The following is a 16,398-nucleotide window of genomic DNA, read 5'->3' as shown; positions in this document are numbered from 1 at the left end:
GCTGTGTTATCATAGCTCTAATTTCCGTTCCAATATCCTTCGCTTTTAAAGCCACAATCTATCGATTCATTTGATTGAATCGATAGGGCGATGTTGTTACGTGCTTTCAAACTTTTAAGTCTCAATAGGAATTGCTTTGACCCAGTCTCAGCCTCATCAACCAAATTCTTCTTCTCTGCAAAGCCCATCTTCACAGAAAGGCACGTCTTCCCAACAAGGGAATAGCGCACATAGTCTGCGCTGCGCACTGAAAGACTGCATGATCCGCGATCGTTTTCGTTTAAGTAAGCGTATTCACGGTGCTAACAAGATTAAAAATCCAGACGCAAAAGCCAAAGTGTTTGATGAAATCGCGATGGATATCGCCAAGTCGATGATGGTAGTGCAAAATCGCAGTTTACAAAAACCGCATATCGAATACCCAGATATTCTGCCAGTCAGCCAAAAGCGTGATGATATCGCCGATGCGATCGCCAATAACCAAGTGGTGATCATTGCCGGTGAGACGGGCTCGGGTAAAACCACTCAAATCCCTAAAATTTGTAGTGAGCTTGGCCGAGGTCGCACTGGTTTAATTGGTCACACTCAGCCACGTCGATTAGCGGCGCGCTCGGTTGCCAATCGTATTGCCGAAGAAATGCAAACGCCATTGGGTGAATATGTCGGCTATAAAGTTCGCTTTAACGATCAGATCTCCGATAACACTCAAATCAAATTAATGACCGACGGTATTTTACTGGCGGAAATTCAGCACGACCGATTTTTAAACCAATACGACACCATAATTATCGATGAAGCGCACGAACGTAGCCTTAACATCGATTTTATTATGGGCTATTTGAAAGAATTATTGCCAAAACGCCCTGATCTTAAAATTATCATCACCTCGGCAACCATCGATCCAGAACGCTTTTCGAACCATTTTAATCAAGCGCCAATCATTGAAGTGTCAGGCCGTACTTATCCGGTGGATGTTCGTTACCGTCCGCTTAATCCAGATGACGCTGGCTCTGATGAAAAGAGAGAAGATCACGACCAGCTAGAAGGCATATTCCAAGCGGTCGATGAATTGTGTGACGAACCAGGTTTGGGCGACATTCTGATCTTTATGAATGGTGAGCGTGAAATTCGTGATACCGCCGACGCCTTAACCAAACGCGCGGTTGGCAATCGCAGCATGCGTGATACCGAAGTCGTGCCGCTGTATGCGCGTTTATCTTCAGCCGAGCAAAACAAGATTTTCCAATCCCATACTGGTCGCCGTATTGTACTGGCGACTAACGTGGCCGAAACCTCGCTGACGGTTCCTGGGATCAAATATGTGATCGATCCGGGTACCGCGCGTATCAGTCGTTATAGTTATCGCACCAAGGTACAACGTCTGCCAATCGAGGCGATCTCACAAGCCAGCGCCAATCAGCGTAAAGGGCGTTGTGGGCGTGTCAGTGATGGTATTTGTATTCGCCTGTATTCGGAAGACGATTTCAATACGCGTGATGAATTTACCGATCCTGAAATTATTCGCACCAACTTAGCTTCGGTTATTTTGCAGATGACCTCATTGGGGTTAGGCGATATTGATGCCTTCCCATTTGTAGAAGCGCCCGATAAACGCAATATTCAAGATGGGGTACGTTTACTGGAAGAGTTGGGCGCAATTAACCCCAATTCGAGCGATCCTAAAAAACGGTTAACCGCAACGGGGCGAAAATTGGCGCGCTTGCCGATTGATCCTCGTTTAGCTCGTATGGTGCTAGAAGCGGTGAAATACAATTGCTTAAAAGAAGTGATGATCATTGCGGCGGCGTTGTCTATCCAAGATCCGCGTGAACGCCCATCGGATAAGCAACAAGCTTCAGATGAAAAGCATAAACGTTTCTTCCATGAAGATTCCGACTTCTTAACCTTTGTCAATGTGTGGGACTACCTTAAAGAGCAGCAACAAGCGCTATCGAGTAATCAGTTCCGCAAGCAATGTAAGCAAGATTACCTTAACTATCTACGAGTGCGTGAATGGCAGGATGTGTATTTCCAAATCCATCAAGCGATGCGTGAAATGGACACCAAGTTAAATAGCGAACCAGCTAATTACGAAGCGGTCCACAGCGCTTTATTGGTGGGCTTGTTATCGCATATTGGTATGAAAGATGCAGAAAAGAGCGAATATCAAGGCGCGCGTAATGCTCGTTTTCATATATTCCCAGCTTCTGGCTTATTTAAGAAACAACCCAAATGGATCATGTCGGCAGAGCTGGTTGAAACCTCCAAACTTTGGGGACGGATCATTGCCAAAATCCAACCAGAATGGATTGAACCACTGGCGCCGCATTTAATCAAACGCAGTTACAGCGAGCCGCATTGGTCGAAGAAACAAGCTGCGGTGATGGCGCATGAGAAAGTGATGTTGTACGGCATTCCAATCGTGCCAAAACGCACCATTAATTATGGCCCGATTGATCCCACGTTATGTCGAGAAATTTTCATTCGTAGCGCATTAGTGGAAGGTGATTGGGAAACCAAACATCATTTCTTCAAACAAAACCGTCAGTTATTAAAAGAAGTTGAAGAGCTTGAACATAAATCTCGTCGCCGCGATATTTTGGTCGATGATGACGAGTTGTTTGATTTTTACGATCAGCGAGTGGATACCGAAGTGGTGTCCGGTCGTCATTTTGATGCGTGGTGGAAGAAGGCGCGTCAAACCGAAGCTGAACTGCTGAATTTTGAAAAAGCGATGCTGTTTAGAAATGATGCCAGTCATGTGACCGATCTCGATTATCCGAACTTTTGGCATCAAAATGGTTTAAAGCTTAAATTAAGCTATCAATTTGAACCAGGGCAAGCGGCTATTGATCAAGATCGGGATGGTGTCACCGTGCATATCCCATTGCCGATCTTAAATCAGATTAGCCAAGAAGGTTTTGATTGGCAGATCCCAGGGCTACGACATGAGTTAGTGGTGAGCTTGATTAAGTCGCTACCAAAAACGCTACGCCGTAACTTTGTGCCAGCACCAAACTATGCCGATGCTTTTCTATCAAGGGTGTCATCTCAAGAAAAGGCAATGGAATTACCACTGTTAGATGCGTTAGAAAAAGAATTGCGCCGTATTACTGGTGTTGAGATCAAACGAGAAAACTGGCAGTTAGAACAAATTCCTGATCATCTAAAAGTGACGTTCCGCGCGGTCGATCACCGTAAGCGTAAATTGAAAGAACATTCTGATTTATATGAACTAAAAGAAAGTCTTAAAGAGAAAGTACAGCAGACTTTATCCAAAGTTGCCGATGACGATATCGAGCAGCAAGGCTTACATACTTGGAGTTTTGGTGAGCTGCCAACGGTTTATCAGCAAAAACGCGGTGGCTTTGAAGTCAAAGCGTACCCAGCGCTGGTGGACAGCAAAGACAGTGTCGAGATCAAACTGTTTGAAACTGAACAAGAGCAACAACAAGCAATGAAGGCAGGACAGCGCCGCCTTATTTTGCTTAATGTGCCATCACCCATTAAATATCTGCACAGTAACTTGCCGAATAAATCGAAATTGGGTTTGTACTTTAACCCTTATGGCCGAGTGCTGGATTTGATTGATGATTGCATTGCCTGTGGTATTGATAAGCTGATCGAACAAAAAGGTGGTTTGGTGTGGCAACCAGAGCAATTCGAAGCTTTAAAAGAACATGTTAGAGCTGAACTGGGCGATACCGTGGTAGATATTGCCGAACAAGTTGAAACCATTTTAACCACCGCATTTAGTATTAATAAAAAGCTCAAAGGTAAAGTGGATTTCACTATGGCGTTTGCGTTATCTGATATTAAAGCGCAAGTGGAAGGGCTCATTTTTAAAGGTTTTGCCACCGAATGCGGTTGGAAGCGTCTGCCGGATATTTTGCGTTATATGAAAGCAATAGAACGTAGGATGGAAAAACTGCCGATCGATCCAAACCGAGATCGCTTGCATATGTTAAAAGTCGAATCGGCAGTAAAAGATTATAAACAGCTATTAAGCAAGATCCCGAAAGGGGTAGAAGTCCCTGAGAACGTTAAAGAAATTCGCTGGATGCTCGAAGAGTTACGAGTCAGTTTCTTTGCCCAACAGCTCGGCACGCCGTATCCGGTGTCCGATAAACGGGTTAAAATTGCCATTGATGCTTGTTAAGTTTAAAGGGATAAAAGTAAAAGTAATGTAATTGTTGGTGTTTTTACTTGATTTCAATAAGTAAGTCCTGAATTATATGTGAAAATAACAAAGCGCGAGGCAGCTCGCATAAATTTCGAAGGAATCGATATGAAAAGAACATTATTAGCCTTAGCTCTTGCAACGGTTGCCACCTCAGCTTCTGCTGATTCTTGGTTATACGCGGGGGCAAACTATGGTGTGGCTAATTACACCCAAAATGGTGCAGACAACCATAACGTATACGGTTTAAATGTCGGTACTGGTATTCTTCCTTTCATTGGGGTAGAGGCTGGTTATTGGGATTTGGGTGAAGCTCAAGGTTCCGATTTAAGTGCACTTTATCTTGGCATTAAACCGAGTATTAATCTTGGGCCATTTGAGTTTTATGGCAAACTTGGTGCCAATAAATACGATATCAGTGGTGGAATGCTTGGCAATGATGACGGCTACGACATGATGTATGGTGCGGGTATCGAATACACAATATTTGATAGTATTCCTGGTGGTTCATTATCAATAGGTGCGGCTTACAACAGTTTTGGTTTCGATAAATTTAAAGCCAACACCTATACCGTTAGTGCCACTTTCCATTTCTTATAAGTTAACTGACTTATAAGCGGACTGGCGATCAAATGAGTTGGTTATAAAACTTGTTGGTCAAAAGAAACAATCAAAGCGCGACTTTAGGGTGGCGCTTTTTTTTGCCCATAAAAGAGACTTTTACGTTAAAGATTGGTTTTTAGCGTAATATAGAGGGATACAAATCGAATTTAAAAATGAAGTGAATCATGACCATCAATGTTAAAAATATTCCAGATGACCAAGTTGCTTGTTCTAATTGCCAAGCCTGTTGCTGCCGATTAGAAGTCATGATCATTACCGACACTGGCGTGCCTGAAGAGCATATTGCTTATGATCAATGGGGCGGTGAAACCATGCTACGCTTAGATGATGGTTGGTGCTCGGCAATGGATCGAGATAATTACATGTGCACTATTTATGAAAACCGTCCATGGATTTGTCGTGAATTCGAAATGGGCTCACATGAATGTCTTAATGAGCGAAAGTTAATGCTCTAACCGTGTCAATTAACATCCGTCATTGCCGTGATAATCAGATCAAAAAGGAGAGACTATGGATCAGCATGATCCCGGCGGTTGTCGTTTCCATTTTACCGAGCCTAGTGGCAATGAGTTTGCTGTATGGTCGGAAAGCATTAAATAAAGAGCATTTTTTCTAAACAGGACGTTAGAATGATAAACTGCCCACATTGTAAAAAGCGTTGTAATCCAATTAAACTGCTCTTGATAACAAGATGGACGCCATATAAGTGCCCAAGCTGTAAAGGGGTATCTCAACTTAGCAATCGTACTATTATCTTTTCAGTGATACTTGGTATTGCGGGTTCTCAATTGTACCAATATCTAGTTTTAAATTATGCAATCCAGTGGTATTTCATCACGGCTCTGTTGCTACTTATGGGAGTAATAACGATAACCTTGATACTGGTGGTGTTTTGTAAATTAAAGCCGGTGTAATCTGACAACGATAAGTGCTTTGCACAGAATTAATTTTTTATAAGAATGATAAGTGTGCGTCAATGGCGTTTAAGTGAGGCCGCTAACAATCCACAAAACTGCCGCTTAAGTCTGTCAGAGACGGATACATTCCTTGAGCGTAAGGCTGATATTGACTACAATGACGCACTTTCTATCTTACACAGGTCACGAACATGAACGACACTACATCACAACCAGCTTTACCTGATCATCTTTCTGGTAATCCACGCAGCCCACACCATGTGGCTGAATGCTTCGAGCATATCATTGGTATTACACTTAATGGTAAAGAGCGTTTCGATGTTGAAGAATATTGCATTAGTGAAGGTTGGGTTAAAATCCCTTCACCTAAAGCGCTTGATCGTCGTGGTCAACCAATGTTGATAACACTAAAAGGCACGGTTGAAGCTTTTTATAAGTAAACCGTATTGCTTAAATCGTTAATGGTTACCCAAAGGAGCTAGAGAAATTTAGCTCCTTTTTTGTTGCGCTAAAATCGATGACTATACTTATACGTCAGCAGCGTACAATTAGGCGAAATAAGCAAATAGAATACAAACGAAAAAGGTAAGCCTTATGAATAACAACCGAGAAGTGATTGCGTATTTGCGTGAACGTATTCCATCGTTTGAGTGTAAACCCGGTTGTCACGACTGCTGTGGTCCGGTGACAACGTCTTCTGAAGAAATGTCTCGTCTGCCGGTGAAAACGGATGCCGAACATGATGCCGCATTAGATGACTATAATTGTGTTCATTTAGGCCCGAATGGTTGTACGGTGTATGAAGAGCGCCCGTTGATCTGCCGATTATTTGGCACGACACCGAGAATGGCATGCCCAAATAATTGCCGACCCGATGAAATGATCGATCCAAAAACCGAACGGCAGATCCATCATTACATCAAGAATACTCGTCAAGTTTTAGTGTGATTTACTGAGTTATCATTAAACATGGAATCAAAGTGTATGGATGACAATAAATTCAATCAGTTTTGTGGATCGTTGGCAGCAACCACCTATGTGATGCAATGGCATAATGCCCATGTTTGGAAAGTAGGCGGAAAAGTGTTTGCGATTGGCGGGTGGGGGTCAGATGATAATCCGGCTTATACTTTTAAAACGTCCGAGCAAAACTTTCTATTTTTGCGTGATCATGAAGGTTATCGACCTGCGCCATATTTTGCTAGTCGCGGTATGAAGTGGATACAACAAACCGATACCACCGGCGAGTTAGACGAAGAACTAAAATATTACATTACAGAATCATATCGCTTAGTGTCTCTGGGTTTAACCAAGCGGATACAACAAGAACTCGGTCTTAATCAATAAGCCACTAGGTACATACTTTAAGGATAAAATGAAAATGTCAGATTTGAATAACAATGTAGGACAATGTTTATGTGGCGCAGTGAAAGTCGAGGTTAGCGAGCTTGATCCTAAGTTTACCGTATGCCATTGCAATATGTGCCGAACGTGGGGCGGCGGACCATTGCTTGCGGTTCAATGTGGCACTGAGGTTAAGTTTGAGGGTGCTGACAATATTCAACAATACGCATCATCAGCGTGGGCAACCCGAGGCTTTTGCCGCCAATGTGGCACCCATCTTTTTTATCGTTTCAATAAAACGAAAAGCTATAATATGCCAGTTGGGTTATTTTCCGATATTGAAAACCTGGCTATGACGATGCAATATTTCAGCGACCAACGCCCAGAGTACTATTGTTTTTCAAATCAAACTCAAGAAATGACGCAAGCACAGATTGAAGCGTATTTTGCGTCGATTTCTTAATGGCTAGAAACGAACTCTAAGCTTAAAACTAAAACTAAAACTAAAACTAAAGCTGAACCGTCACTTTTTGTATGATGATGGGCTCACATGGCACATCATCATGCTCTCGTTGACTGGTGGTTTTCGCTTTAGCGATCGCGTTTACCACTTCCATTCCGGCACTGACTTGCCCAAATACCGCATAACCCCAACCTAAATTGGTGGTGGCGGTGTGATCTAAGAAGTCGTTATTATCTAAATTGATAAAAAACTGCGCAGTAGCAGAATGCGGCGCTTCGGTTCTTGCCATCGCAATACTGCCAATCACATTTTTCAGGCCACGATTGGCTTCATTGGTGATCGGATCGCGAGTGGTCTTTTCTTGCATATCCGGTGTGAAACCGCCACCTTGGATCATAAAACCATCAATCACTCGGTGAAAAATAGTGCCATCGTAAAAGCCATCCTGACAATACTGTAAGAAATTACGCGCACTGACGGGTGCTTTCGCACGGTTTAATTCAATTTCAATCTCGCCGAAATTGGTTGAGAAAGTGATCATATTATTTATCCTAGTTATCGTAAATAGCGCGTTTCTAAATGTCGTTTAAAGTGCTCGGCATTGAGTACCTCACCGGTCGCTTTCGTCACTAAATCATCAGTATTATACAAACTTCCTTGGCTCCAAATATTACTTTCCAACCAATTAAAGATAGGGGCCAGGTTGCTGGATTGGATCGCGGCGCTCACATCGACGCTTTGTTTCATGCTGGCCATAAATTGCGCCGCGTACATGGCGCCAAGAGTGTATGACGGGAAGTAACCAAATGCGCCATCGGTCCAGTGAATATCCTGCATACAACCGTTTTGATAATTGTCTTTGGTGCTAATGCCAAGGTAGTCTTGCATTTTTTGATCCCATAATTCAGGGATGTCTTGGTAGCCGATTTTACCATTGATTAAGTCACGCTCAATCTCATAGCGTAAGATCACATGAGCAGGATAGGTCAGTTCATCGGCATCGACTCGAATAAAGCCTTTTTCTACCCGAGTGTAGAGCTTTTGGAAGTTCTGTTGACTAAAGGCTGCATCGTTGTGACCACTGAACGACGATGCCGCCATATTGGATAGATGTTGAATAAATTCAGGGCTGCGGCCTAGCTGCATTTCAAAAAATAGCGATTGAGATTCGTGGATCCCCATTGAACGGGCTTCACCAACGGGCAGTCCGGCAAATTGTTTTGGCAAACCTTGCTCATATCGCGCATGACCAGTTTCATGTACCACCCCCATTAAGGCTTGCATAAAATCGGCTTCATCATAACGAGTGGTAATGCGGACATCTGTTGGTACACCACCGCAAAATGGATGCACGCTTTCATCTAATCGCCCGTGATTAAAATCGAACTGTAACAATGTCATGATCTCTAAGCCGAGCTCTTTTTGCTTGGCAGTCGAAAATGGTCCTTGCGGTTGAATGATCGTTTGCTGTGCTTGTTGGTCAATCACGCTATCAATCAAGTTTGGCAACCAAGTTTTGACATTGTTAAATACTACATCTAACGATTGAGTGGTGGTGCCAGGTTCATACAAAGACAGCATCGCATCATAAGGTGTGCAGTTTGTACCTTGGTTATTACTGTTATTGGCTTCAGCGCGGATCTGCGCTTCTTGTTGTGAAAGATTGACCACTTGCTGCCAGTTTTTAGCATAACCTTGCCAATCATTATTTTTACGTTGAGTGCGCCAAGCGTGTTCACACTTTGAACCTGCCAGTGATTTCGCTTGCACCAGATCTTGCGGCAGTATAGTGGCTTGTTGCCAGCGTTGTTTCATTTCACGCAAACTGGCTTGCTCGCGGTGATTTAAGTTTTCTTGCTCGGCTTGGGCAAACCAGTCACCAAGCTGCGGCTCGGTATTGAGTTGATGCAATAGCACCGAAAGTTCTGCCATCGCGTTCGAGCGAGCTTGATTGCCACCACTTGGCATAACGGCAGCTTGATCCCAGCCAGAAATAGCGGCTAAATGGTTAAAATTTGCGATCTTGAGAGTGTGTTGCACCAGTTTTTGATAATGGCTCATAATATCCCTATAGTCTCGGAAATGACATTGACGGTTTCGTTATTCTATTGTCTCTGCGTATCTTAGCGAAGCGGCAGTCGAACCGCTATGTATCTTTGTTGAAATGTTATTGATGATTCAGTTAAAAAAGATTTCAATCTCTCTTGCAGGCTGATATAAAACTTATTCATCCCACAACTTTTTCAATATTCAACTTAAAGGACGTGACATCTTCATGGATCTCTGCATCATCAATGCCAGTGCATTTTTAGTTACTATCACCATATTGACGTTAACCCCAGGTTTAGATACCGCCATCGTTATTCGTAACACTACTCGTAACGGCAGTGTGCATGGTTGCATAACCAGCTTAGGTATCTGTTGTGGCTTGTTTGTGCATGCGACGTTATCGGCGATTGGGATCTCGGCTATTTTGCTGCAATCGGCGCAACTGTTTCATATTATGAAATGGATTGGCGCGGCTTATTTGGTGTATTTAGGTATCACCAGTTTGATTGGTGTTTGGAAAGGGCAAGGCAAGCTTGAGATTGGAAATGTCACTATCAAACAAAGCGCCAGTATCAAGCGTTCGTTCCGCGAAGGGTTATTGTCCAACGTATTGAACCCGAAAACAGCGGTGTTTTATCTCGCTTTTTTACCGCAGTTTATCAATCCAGAATACTCTCCACTGCTACAATCATTATTAATGGCATCGATCCACTTTGTGATCGCGATGGTATGGCAATGTGGAATTGCCACTATGATCCATTCAGCTAAAAATTGGGTACAAAACTCATCGGCGATGAAATGGATGGAAGGCGTGACTGGGGTGGTGCTGGTATCATTAGGGATAAAGCTTGCGTTAGATAGCCAATAATTAAGTTGAAGTAAAAATAAAAGCGTAAAATGTGAACAAAAAAGCAAACAATCTGAAAAACTTGCGTTGAGATAAAGTAATAATACTATCAGCATGTTATACCAACACTTCATAATAATTAAGTAAGAGGGGTAACCATGATCAGACTTATTTTTATCGCTGTTTTTGCTGCTCTTGCGTATTTATTGATCCGCTATCGTGCTAATGCGAAAGTGCAGCAGTGGATCATTTACGGCTTATTAGGCTGCTTTGGGGTGTATATCTCCATTGTGGTGATAAGTGAATTAATTCGATAATGTTCAAGTTTGAGTATTGTTATTTTTACTGAATATGTAAGTAATCAATAGATAGGATGTACGGTGTCGGCAATGATCAATAAAAAACACATTAGTTTGGTAGGCCTGTTGGGTGTGATAGTCGGCTCGGCAGTGACATATTCTATTGTATCTTCAACCCAAGATGCGTCTTTACAACAAAACCAACAAGTTCAACAAAAACAGTTGCAACAAGTAAAGCAATGGCAACAAAAAGCCCAAGATTTGCAAGCGGATCTATCAAAAGAAGTGGAAGCGTTTCAAACCTATAAATCGGAAAGTAAAGATGATAAGCAAAAGATAGCAGACTTAACGGCTGAATTAGAAAAACTAAAGCAAACACAACAAAAGGTTGAAAAAACCTTAGTGGTGCAAAAGAAAAAAGCAGTAGTGCTAAAAACAGAAAATAAAGAATTAGCCAAAACCACAGAACTGCAATCGGATATGTACGAGCAGTCACATGAATTGTTTGTTAAACAAGGCGCGCTACAAACTGATATTACGAAATTGTCGACAACTCGTGAGAAGTTAATCGCCCAGACTAAAAACTTCACTGAACAATGTAAGTTATTTAAAGATGGTACCAGTTGGGATCCTAAATCAGATTCTTGTGCCAAAGAAAAGTTAGCCAAAGAGCAAACTATAAAATTGACTAATAGCTTGAATAACAAGCAGAAACAATTAGATGAACTCAATGCATTGATCAAGAAGTTGGGGGTCAAACCAGAAGCAGCGCCTAGCATAAAAGAGTAATTCTTCACCAAGAACGATGCTAATAACCAATAAACACCAGTCATGCGGCTGGTGTTTTTTTATGCGAAAAATTAGTGATTGTTATCGCATTGTCAACAATAACAGATTGATATTAACTGTTTCGTAACATATAAAGGGGTTAATCCGATAGATTGTTGACAGTCATTGAATTTATAACGGTCATTCAAACAATAGATAGAGTAGTTAAATGAATATGCCAACCCCTGATGCAATACGCCCTAATGAAACGGGTGAAAAAGATGAAACCAAATCATTTAGCCTAACGGAATACCTGATTGAAAATATTGTTGATGGCACCATTGCTCAAGGATACAAAATTTCAGAGCCAGAAGTGGCGCGACGCTTACAAGTCAGTCGAGGCCCGTTGCGTGAAGCCATTATGCGAGTCGAGGGATTAGGGCTTATTGAACGTATTCCCCATGTTGGCGCTCGAGTGATCACACTGACGCCAGAAAAATTGATTGAGTTGTATCAAGTGCGTGAAGCGTTAGAAGGCATGGCGGCGCGATTAGCGGCGCGTTTTATGACAGAAGAAACTTGGCAGCAGCTTAAGCAAGTATTAGAAGCACATGCCGAACATATTGAGCAAGTCGATGGCGAAACCTACTTCCAACAAAATGGCGACTTTGATTTCCATTATCAAATTATTCTTGCCAGTAAAAATAAACAATTAATCAATATGTTATGCGGTGAGCTTTATCATCTTGTTCGTATGTATCGTTTGCAGTCAGCCACTCGAACTGCGCGGCCGAAACGCGCATTAGATGAGCATTACTTCATTTTACAAGCACTGCGAAATAAAGATGAAGAGTTGGCTGAGATGTTAATGCGACGTCATATTGCCGCCAGCCGCAAGATAATAGAAGCGCAACTTGAGCAATAACATCCGTTTATACCCAAAGTAATTGAAGTAGCAGTGAGGCGGCAAGTAAACGAAGCCCCATGAGCTTAGCTGCCTAAGTGATTGGGGTGAGTTAGCGCAGCCAACAAAGCTGCAGCTTCAAGTAAGACGGGTATATATCTTATTCGCGTTAGCGTCAATATACACGGCACAACGATTAACAGCGGCACATCTACTAATTAATAAGGGAAACATTATGAGTCAAGGTGCAAAATTTCGAGCGGCAGTCAAGCAAGCTCAACCATTAGCGATTGTTGGAGCCATCAATGCCTACAGCGCCATGATGGCCAAACAAGCAGGGCACCAAGCCATTTATCTGTCTGGCGCGGGGGTGGCGAATGCCTCTTATGGACTGCCAGATTTGGGTGTCACCACCTTAAACGATGTGTTAATTGACGCCGAACGTATTACTAATGCCTGTGATTTGCCTTTGCTGGTGGATATCGATACCGGTTTTGGGGGCACATTCTCAATTGCCAGAACCATTAAAGCGATGGAAAAAGGGGGTGTGGCTGCGGTTCATATTGAAGATCAAGTGGCGCAAAAACGTTGTGGACATCGTCCGAATAAAGCGATTGTGTCACAGGCTGAAATGGTTGACCGAATTAAGTCAGCGGTCGATGCGCGTATTGATCCTCAGTTTGTGATCATGGCGCGTACCGATGCGCTAGCCGTTGAAGGGATGGACGCAGCAATTGAGCGTGCGGTGGCTTGTGTTGAAGCCGGAGCAGATATGATTTTTCCTGAAGCAATTTTAACGTTAGAACAATATCAGCAATTTTCCCGCGCAGTAAAGGTGCCGATCTTAGCCAACATTACCGAATTCGGCCAAACCCCTTTATTTAATCAACAAGAGTTAGGCGAGCATGGGGTTGAAATGGTGTTATATCCATTAAGTGCTTTTCGAGCCATGAATCAAGCGGCTGAAACTGTCTATCAGTCAATCAGCCAAAATGGCGATCAAAGCGCAGTGCTTGAGAAAATGCAAACTCGCGACGAACTATACCAATACCTTAACTACCATCATTATGAAGATAAATTAGATCAACTGTTTAAATCGTAATGTATTAAAGAAATGAAAAAATAACAACAACAATGACGATAAACAGAAGGCAAAGATCTTCACTGTCATACTTTGAACCAATAACGCTAAAAGGATGTTTGTATGTCTACTGCTAACGTTTCAAATTTTCAAGAATCGCTCGCGGCTTCCGATCCAATACAACAAAACACACAGTCAAGCAAAACGGCTTTATCTGGAGCCGGTTTACGCGGCCAAAGTGCTGGGCAAACAGCCTTATGTACCGTGGGGAAAACAGGGACCGGTTTAACTTATCGCGGTTATGATATTACCGATCTGGCTCAGCATGCTCAGTTTGAAGAAGTGGCGCATTTATTGTTACGCGGTCACCTTCCAAATAGTCTTGAGCTTGAAAGCTATCTTCAACAACTCAAATCATTGCGCGGTTTACCTCAAGCGTTAATTGCGGCATTAGAGTTGATCCCAGCGAATGCTCACTCAATGGATGTGATGCGCACTGGTTGTTCTATATTGGGTAATCTTGAAATGGAAGAGGATTTTTCGCAGCAATTAGATGCTACCGAGCGAATGTTAGCGTTATTTCCAGCCATCATTTGTTATTGGTATCGCTTTAGCCATGACGGTGTTCGTATTGAAACGGATGATCAAACTGAAGACAGTATTGGTGGTTATTTTCTTAAAATGCTGACCGATAAACCTAGCACCGAATTACAACGTCAAGTGATGCATTGTTCATTGGTGCTATACGCCGAGCATGAATTTAATGCCTCGACCTTTACCGCGCGAGTGTGCGCATCTACTTTATCGGACATTCATTCTTGTATTACCGCCGCAATTGGCACTTTGCGTGGGCCGTTACATGGCGGGGCGAATGAAGCAGTGATGGCGATGATCGAGCAATGGCATTCAACTCAGCAAGCCGAGCATGAATTGATGAACATGTTGGCGAATAAAGAAAAAGTGATGGGCTTTGGTCACGCGATTTATCGTGAATCGGATCCGCGTAATGCATTGATCAAGCATTGGTCAAAAGTGTTATCGGAATCGGTTGGAGATAGCCATTTGTATGCGGTATCTGAAAGAGTTGAAGCAGTGATGAAGCGGGAGAAAAACCTGTTTTGTAATGCCGATTTCTTCCATGCCTCTGCGTATCACTTCTTAGATATTCCAACCAAGCTATTCACTCCAATATTTGTAATGAGTCGCTTAACTGGTTGGGCGGCGCATGTGTTTGAACAGCGTGCTAATAACCGAATTATTCGCCCAAGTGCCGATTATGTAGGCCCAGAGCATCAACAATGGTTGCCAATAGAGCAACGGCCATAACGGTTTTCGAGATTATTTATAAAAATCGAGCTTACGCATATCACAGTTAAAAAATCGAAAGGAATTCAACATAATGACAAATCAAATCAATCAAGCTGAAGTCAACCATCGCCCACAACCGGATGCGTTATTACTGCAAATTGCCGATTATGTAACAGAGGCAGAAATCACTTCACCCGAAACTTTAAACACCGCGCGCAATTGCTTAATCGATACACTAGGTTGCGGCTTACTGGCATTAAAATTTCCTGACTGTACTAAGCATTTAGGCCCAATTGTACCCGGCACAACAGTGCGTAATGGGGTAAAAGTACCAGGTACCGCTTATGAGCTTGATCCGGTGGCCGGTGCGTTTAATATTGGCTGTATGATCCGTTGGTTAGATTTTAATGACACTTGGCTGGCGGCAGAATGGGGGCATCCTTCAGATAACTTAGGCGGCATTTTAGCCACCGCTGATTATTTAAGCCGAGTGGCGGTTTCTCAAGGCAAAGCGCCACTAAACATGAAAGATGTGCTGGTGGCGATGATCAAAGCCCATGAAATTCAAGGAGTATTAGCTCTGGAAAATAGCTACAACCGCGTAGGACTTGATCATGTATTACTGGTGCGGGTGGCTTCAACGGCGGTCGTTACTAAAATACTTGGCGGCAGTCGTGATCAAATTGTTGATGCGGTATCACAAGCTTGGGTTGATGGATGTGCGTTGCGTACATATCGTCATGCGCCAAATGCGGGTTCGCGTAAATCGTGGGCAGCAGGGGATGCCACCTCGCGCGCTGTGCGTTTAGCCATGATCACCATGAAAGGCGAAATGGGGTTACCCTCGGTATTATCCGCACCAACTTGGGGCTTTAACGATGTATTGTTTAACGGTGAAGCGTTTAAGATGAGCCAAGGCTTTGAGAGCTATGTGATGGATAATATTTTATTTAAGTTATCGTTCCCAGCCGAATTCCATGCACAAACCGCGGTTGAATGTGCGGTAACATTGCATAATAGCGTCAAAGATCGTTTTGATGATATCGCACGAATCGAAGTCACCACCCATGAATCGGCAGTGCGGATCATTTCAAAAACTGGCGATTTGGCCAACCCAGCTGATCGTGACCATTGTTTGCAATATATGATCGCGGTGCCATTAATCCATGGTGATTTAGAGGAAGAGCATTATGAAGATAGCTTCCATCAAGCCGATCATCGTATTGATGTATTACGCGATAAAATGGTGATCCAAGAAAATAGCCAATACACCACCGATTACCTTGATCCTGACAAGCGCTCAATTGCCAATGCGCTACAAGTGTTCTTTAAAGATGGTACCTCTACCGATAAGATTGAAGTTGAGTATCCTATTGGCCACCGTCGTCGCCGTGAAGAGGGGATCCCTGTGCTTGAAAGTAAGTTTGAGCGCAACCTCAAAACCCGTTTTGTACCAAGTAAAGCGCAACAGATTGTAGAAGCGTGTACCGATCAGAAAACATTAGAAGCCATGCCAGTGAATGAATTTATGGATTTATTTGTGGCGTGTTAGCCTGTGACAGGTTTTTGTTTTTAGTTGAAGCAATCTAATTCAACAAGTTTAAAGATCTATCA

The 16,398-nt window shown here is 42.9% G+C and carries 16 protein-coding genes and 1 pseudogene; 15 read left to right on the top strand and 2 right to left on the bottom strand.

Annotated features, from left to right (window positions below; all coding sequences use genetic code 11):
- Nucleotides 1-136 precede the first annotated feature (136 nt).
- The 8 genes and pseudogenes from hrpA (at nucleotide 137) to HC723_RS04150 (ending at nucleotide 7,528) form a co-directional block, all read left to right on the top strand.
- Nucleotides 137-4,159, top strand: coding sequence for an ATP-dependent RNA helicase HrpA (gene hrpA, locus HC723_RS04185; protein ID WP_190338310.1), 4,023 nt, complete (start codon nucleotides 137-139; stop codon nucleotides 4,157-4,159).
- 129 nt (nucleotides 4,160-4,288) lie between these two features.
- The gene (locus HC723_RS04180) at nucleotides 4,289-4,780 is read left to right on the top strand and encodes an outer membrane beta-barrel protein (protein WP_190338309.1); all 492 of its coding nucleotides are present in this window, start codon (nucleotides 4,289-4,291) and stop codon (nucleotides 4,778-4,780) included.
- A 188-nt stretch (nucleotides 4,781-4,968) separates the two neighbouring features.
- Complete coding sequence (locus HC723_RS04175; RefSeq protein ID WP_153447179.1) at nucleotides 4,969-5,259, top strand: YkgJ family cysteine cluster protein; 291 nt, start codon at nucleotides 4,969-4,971, stop codon at nucleotides 5,257-5,259.
- A gap of 70 nt (nucleotides 5,260-5,329) precedes the next feature.
- Nucleotides 5,330-5,404: pseudogene (locus tag HC723_RS04170) on the top strand (VOC family protein); the annotation flags it as partial.
- A 508-nt stretch (nucleotides 5,405-5,912) separates the two neighbouring features.
- Nucleotides 5,913-6,161 carry a DUF3297 family protein gene (locus tag HC723_RS04165; RefSeq protein WP_153447178.1) on the top strand — a complete coding sequence of 83 codons (249 nt, stop codon included), beginning with the start codon at nucleotides 5,913-5,915 and terminating at the stop codon, nucleotides 6,159-6,161.
- 154 nt (nucleotides 6,162-6,315) lie between these two features.
- Nucleotides 6,316-6,669 carry a YkgJ family cysteine cluster protein gene (locus HC723_RS04160; RefSeq protein ID WP_190338308.1) on the top strand — a complete coding sequence of 118 codons (354 nt, stop codon included), beginning with the start codon at nucleotides 6,316-6,318 and terminating at the stop codon, nucleotides 6,667-6,669.
- A gap of 36 nt (nucleotides 6,670-6,705) precedes the next feature.
- On the top strand, nucleotides 6,706-7,068 hold the full coding sequence (locus HC723_RS04155) for an MmcQ/YjbR family DNA-binding protein (RefSeq protein ID WP_190338307.1): 363 nt from the start codon (nucleotides 6,706-6,708) through the stop codon (nucleotides 7,066-7,068).
- Nucleotides 7,069-7,102: 34 nt separating this feature from the next.
- Nucleotides 7,103-7,528, top strand: coding sequence for a GFA family protein (locus HC723_RS04150; RefSeq protein WP_203218748.1), 426 nt, complete (start codon nucleotides 7,103-7,105; stop codon nucleotides 7,526-7,528).
- 46 nt (nucleotides 7,529-7,574) lie between these two features.
- On the opposite strand, the gene HC723_RS04145 is transcribed toward HC723_RS04150, so the two are convergent.
- Nucleotides 7,575-8,069 carry a peptidylprolyl isomerase gene (locus HC723_RS04145; protein ID WP_153447174.1) on the bottom strand — a complete coding sequence of 165 codons (495 nt, stop codon included), beginning with the start codon at nucleotides 8,067-8,069 and terminating at the stop codon, nucleotides 7,575-7,577.
- A gap of 14 nt (nucleotides 8,070-8,083) precedes the next feature.
- The gene (locus tag HC723_RS04140) at nucleotides 8,084-9,589 is read right to left on the bottom strand and encodes a carboxypeptidase M32 (RefSeq protein WP_190338305.1); all 1,506 of its coding nucleotides are present in this window, start codon (nucleotides 9,587-9,589) and stop codon (nucleotides 8,084-8,086) included.
- A gap of 214 nt (nucleotides 9,590-9,803) precedes the next feature.
- Between HC723_RS04140 and HC723_RS04135 the strand changes: the two genes are divergently transcribed.
- The 7 genes from HC723_RS04135 (at nucleotide 9,804) to HC723_RS04105 (ending at nucleotide 16,336) form a co-directional block, all read left to right on the top strand.
- Nucleotides 9,804-10,445, top strand: a complete 642-nt coding sequence (locus tag HC723_RS04135) for a LysE family translocator (protein ID WP_190338304.1) — start codon at nucleotides 9,804-9,806, stop codon at nucleotides 10,443-10,445.
- A 137-nt stretch (nucleotides 10,446-10,582) separates the two neighbouring features.
- Entirely contained in the window at nucleotides 10,583-10,741 is a 159-nt protein-coding gene (locus tag HC723_RS04130; protein WP_178306453.1) for a hypothetical protein, read from the top strand.
- 72 nt (nucleotides 10,742-10,813) lie between these two features.
- Nucleotides 10,814-11,512, top strand: a complete 699-nt coding sequence (locus HC723_RS04125; protein ID WP_190338303.1) for a hypothetical protein — start codon at nucleotides 10,814-10,816, stop codon at nucleotides 11,510-11,512.
- A 208-nt stretch (nucleotides 11,513-11,720) separates the two neighbouring features.
- On the top strand, nucleotides 11,721-12,416 hold the full coding sequence (locus HC723_RS04120) for a GntR family transcriptional regulator (protein ID WP_190338302.1): 696 nt from the start codon (nucleotides 11,721-11,723) through the stop codon (nucleotides 12,414-12,416).
- Between the two features lie 214 nt (nucleotides 12,417-12,630).
- Complete coding sequence (gene prpB / locus HC723_RS04115) at nucleotides 12,631-13,497, top strand: methylisocitrate lyase (protein ID WP_190338301.1); 867 nt, start codon at nucleotides 12,631-12,633, stop codon at nucleotides 13,495-13,497.
- A 102-nt stretch (nucleotides 13,498-13,599) separates the two neighbouring features.
- Nucleotides 13,600-14,802 (top strand): bifunctional 2-methylcitrate synthase/citrate synthase, encoded by a 1,203-nt coding sequence (prpC, locus tag HC723_RS04110; RefSeq protein WP_190338300.1) that lies wholly within the window; start codon nucleotides 13,600-13,602, stop codon nucleotides 14,800-14,802.
- A gap of 73 nt (nucleotides 14,803-14,875) precedes the next feature.
- Nucleotides 14,876-16,336 carry a bifunctional 2-methylcitrate dehydratase/aconitate hydratase gene (locus HC723_RS04105; RefSeq protein WP_190338299.1) on the top strand — a complete coding sequence of 487 codons (1,461 nt, stop codon included), beginning with the start codon at nucleotides 14,876-14,878 and terminating at the stop codon, nucleotides 16,334-16,336.
- Nucleotides 16,337-16,398 lie beyond the last annotated feature (62 nt).

The sequence above is a fragment of the Vibrio sp. S11_S32 genome (assembly GCF_014694465.1).
In the GTDB taxonomy this organism is placed as follows: Bacteria; Pseudomonadota; Gammaproteobacteria; order Enterobacterales; family Vibrionaceae; genus Vibrio; species Vibrio algicola.
The sequence above is the reverse complement of the archived record's forward strand: the minus strand, read 5'-3'. Positions and strand labels throughout refer to the sequence as shown.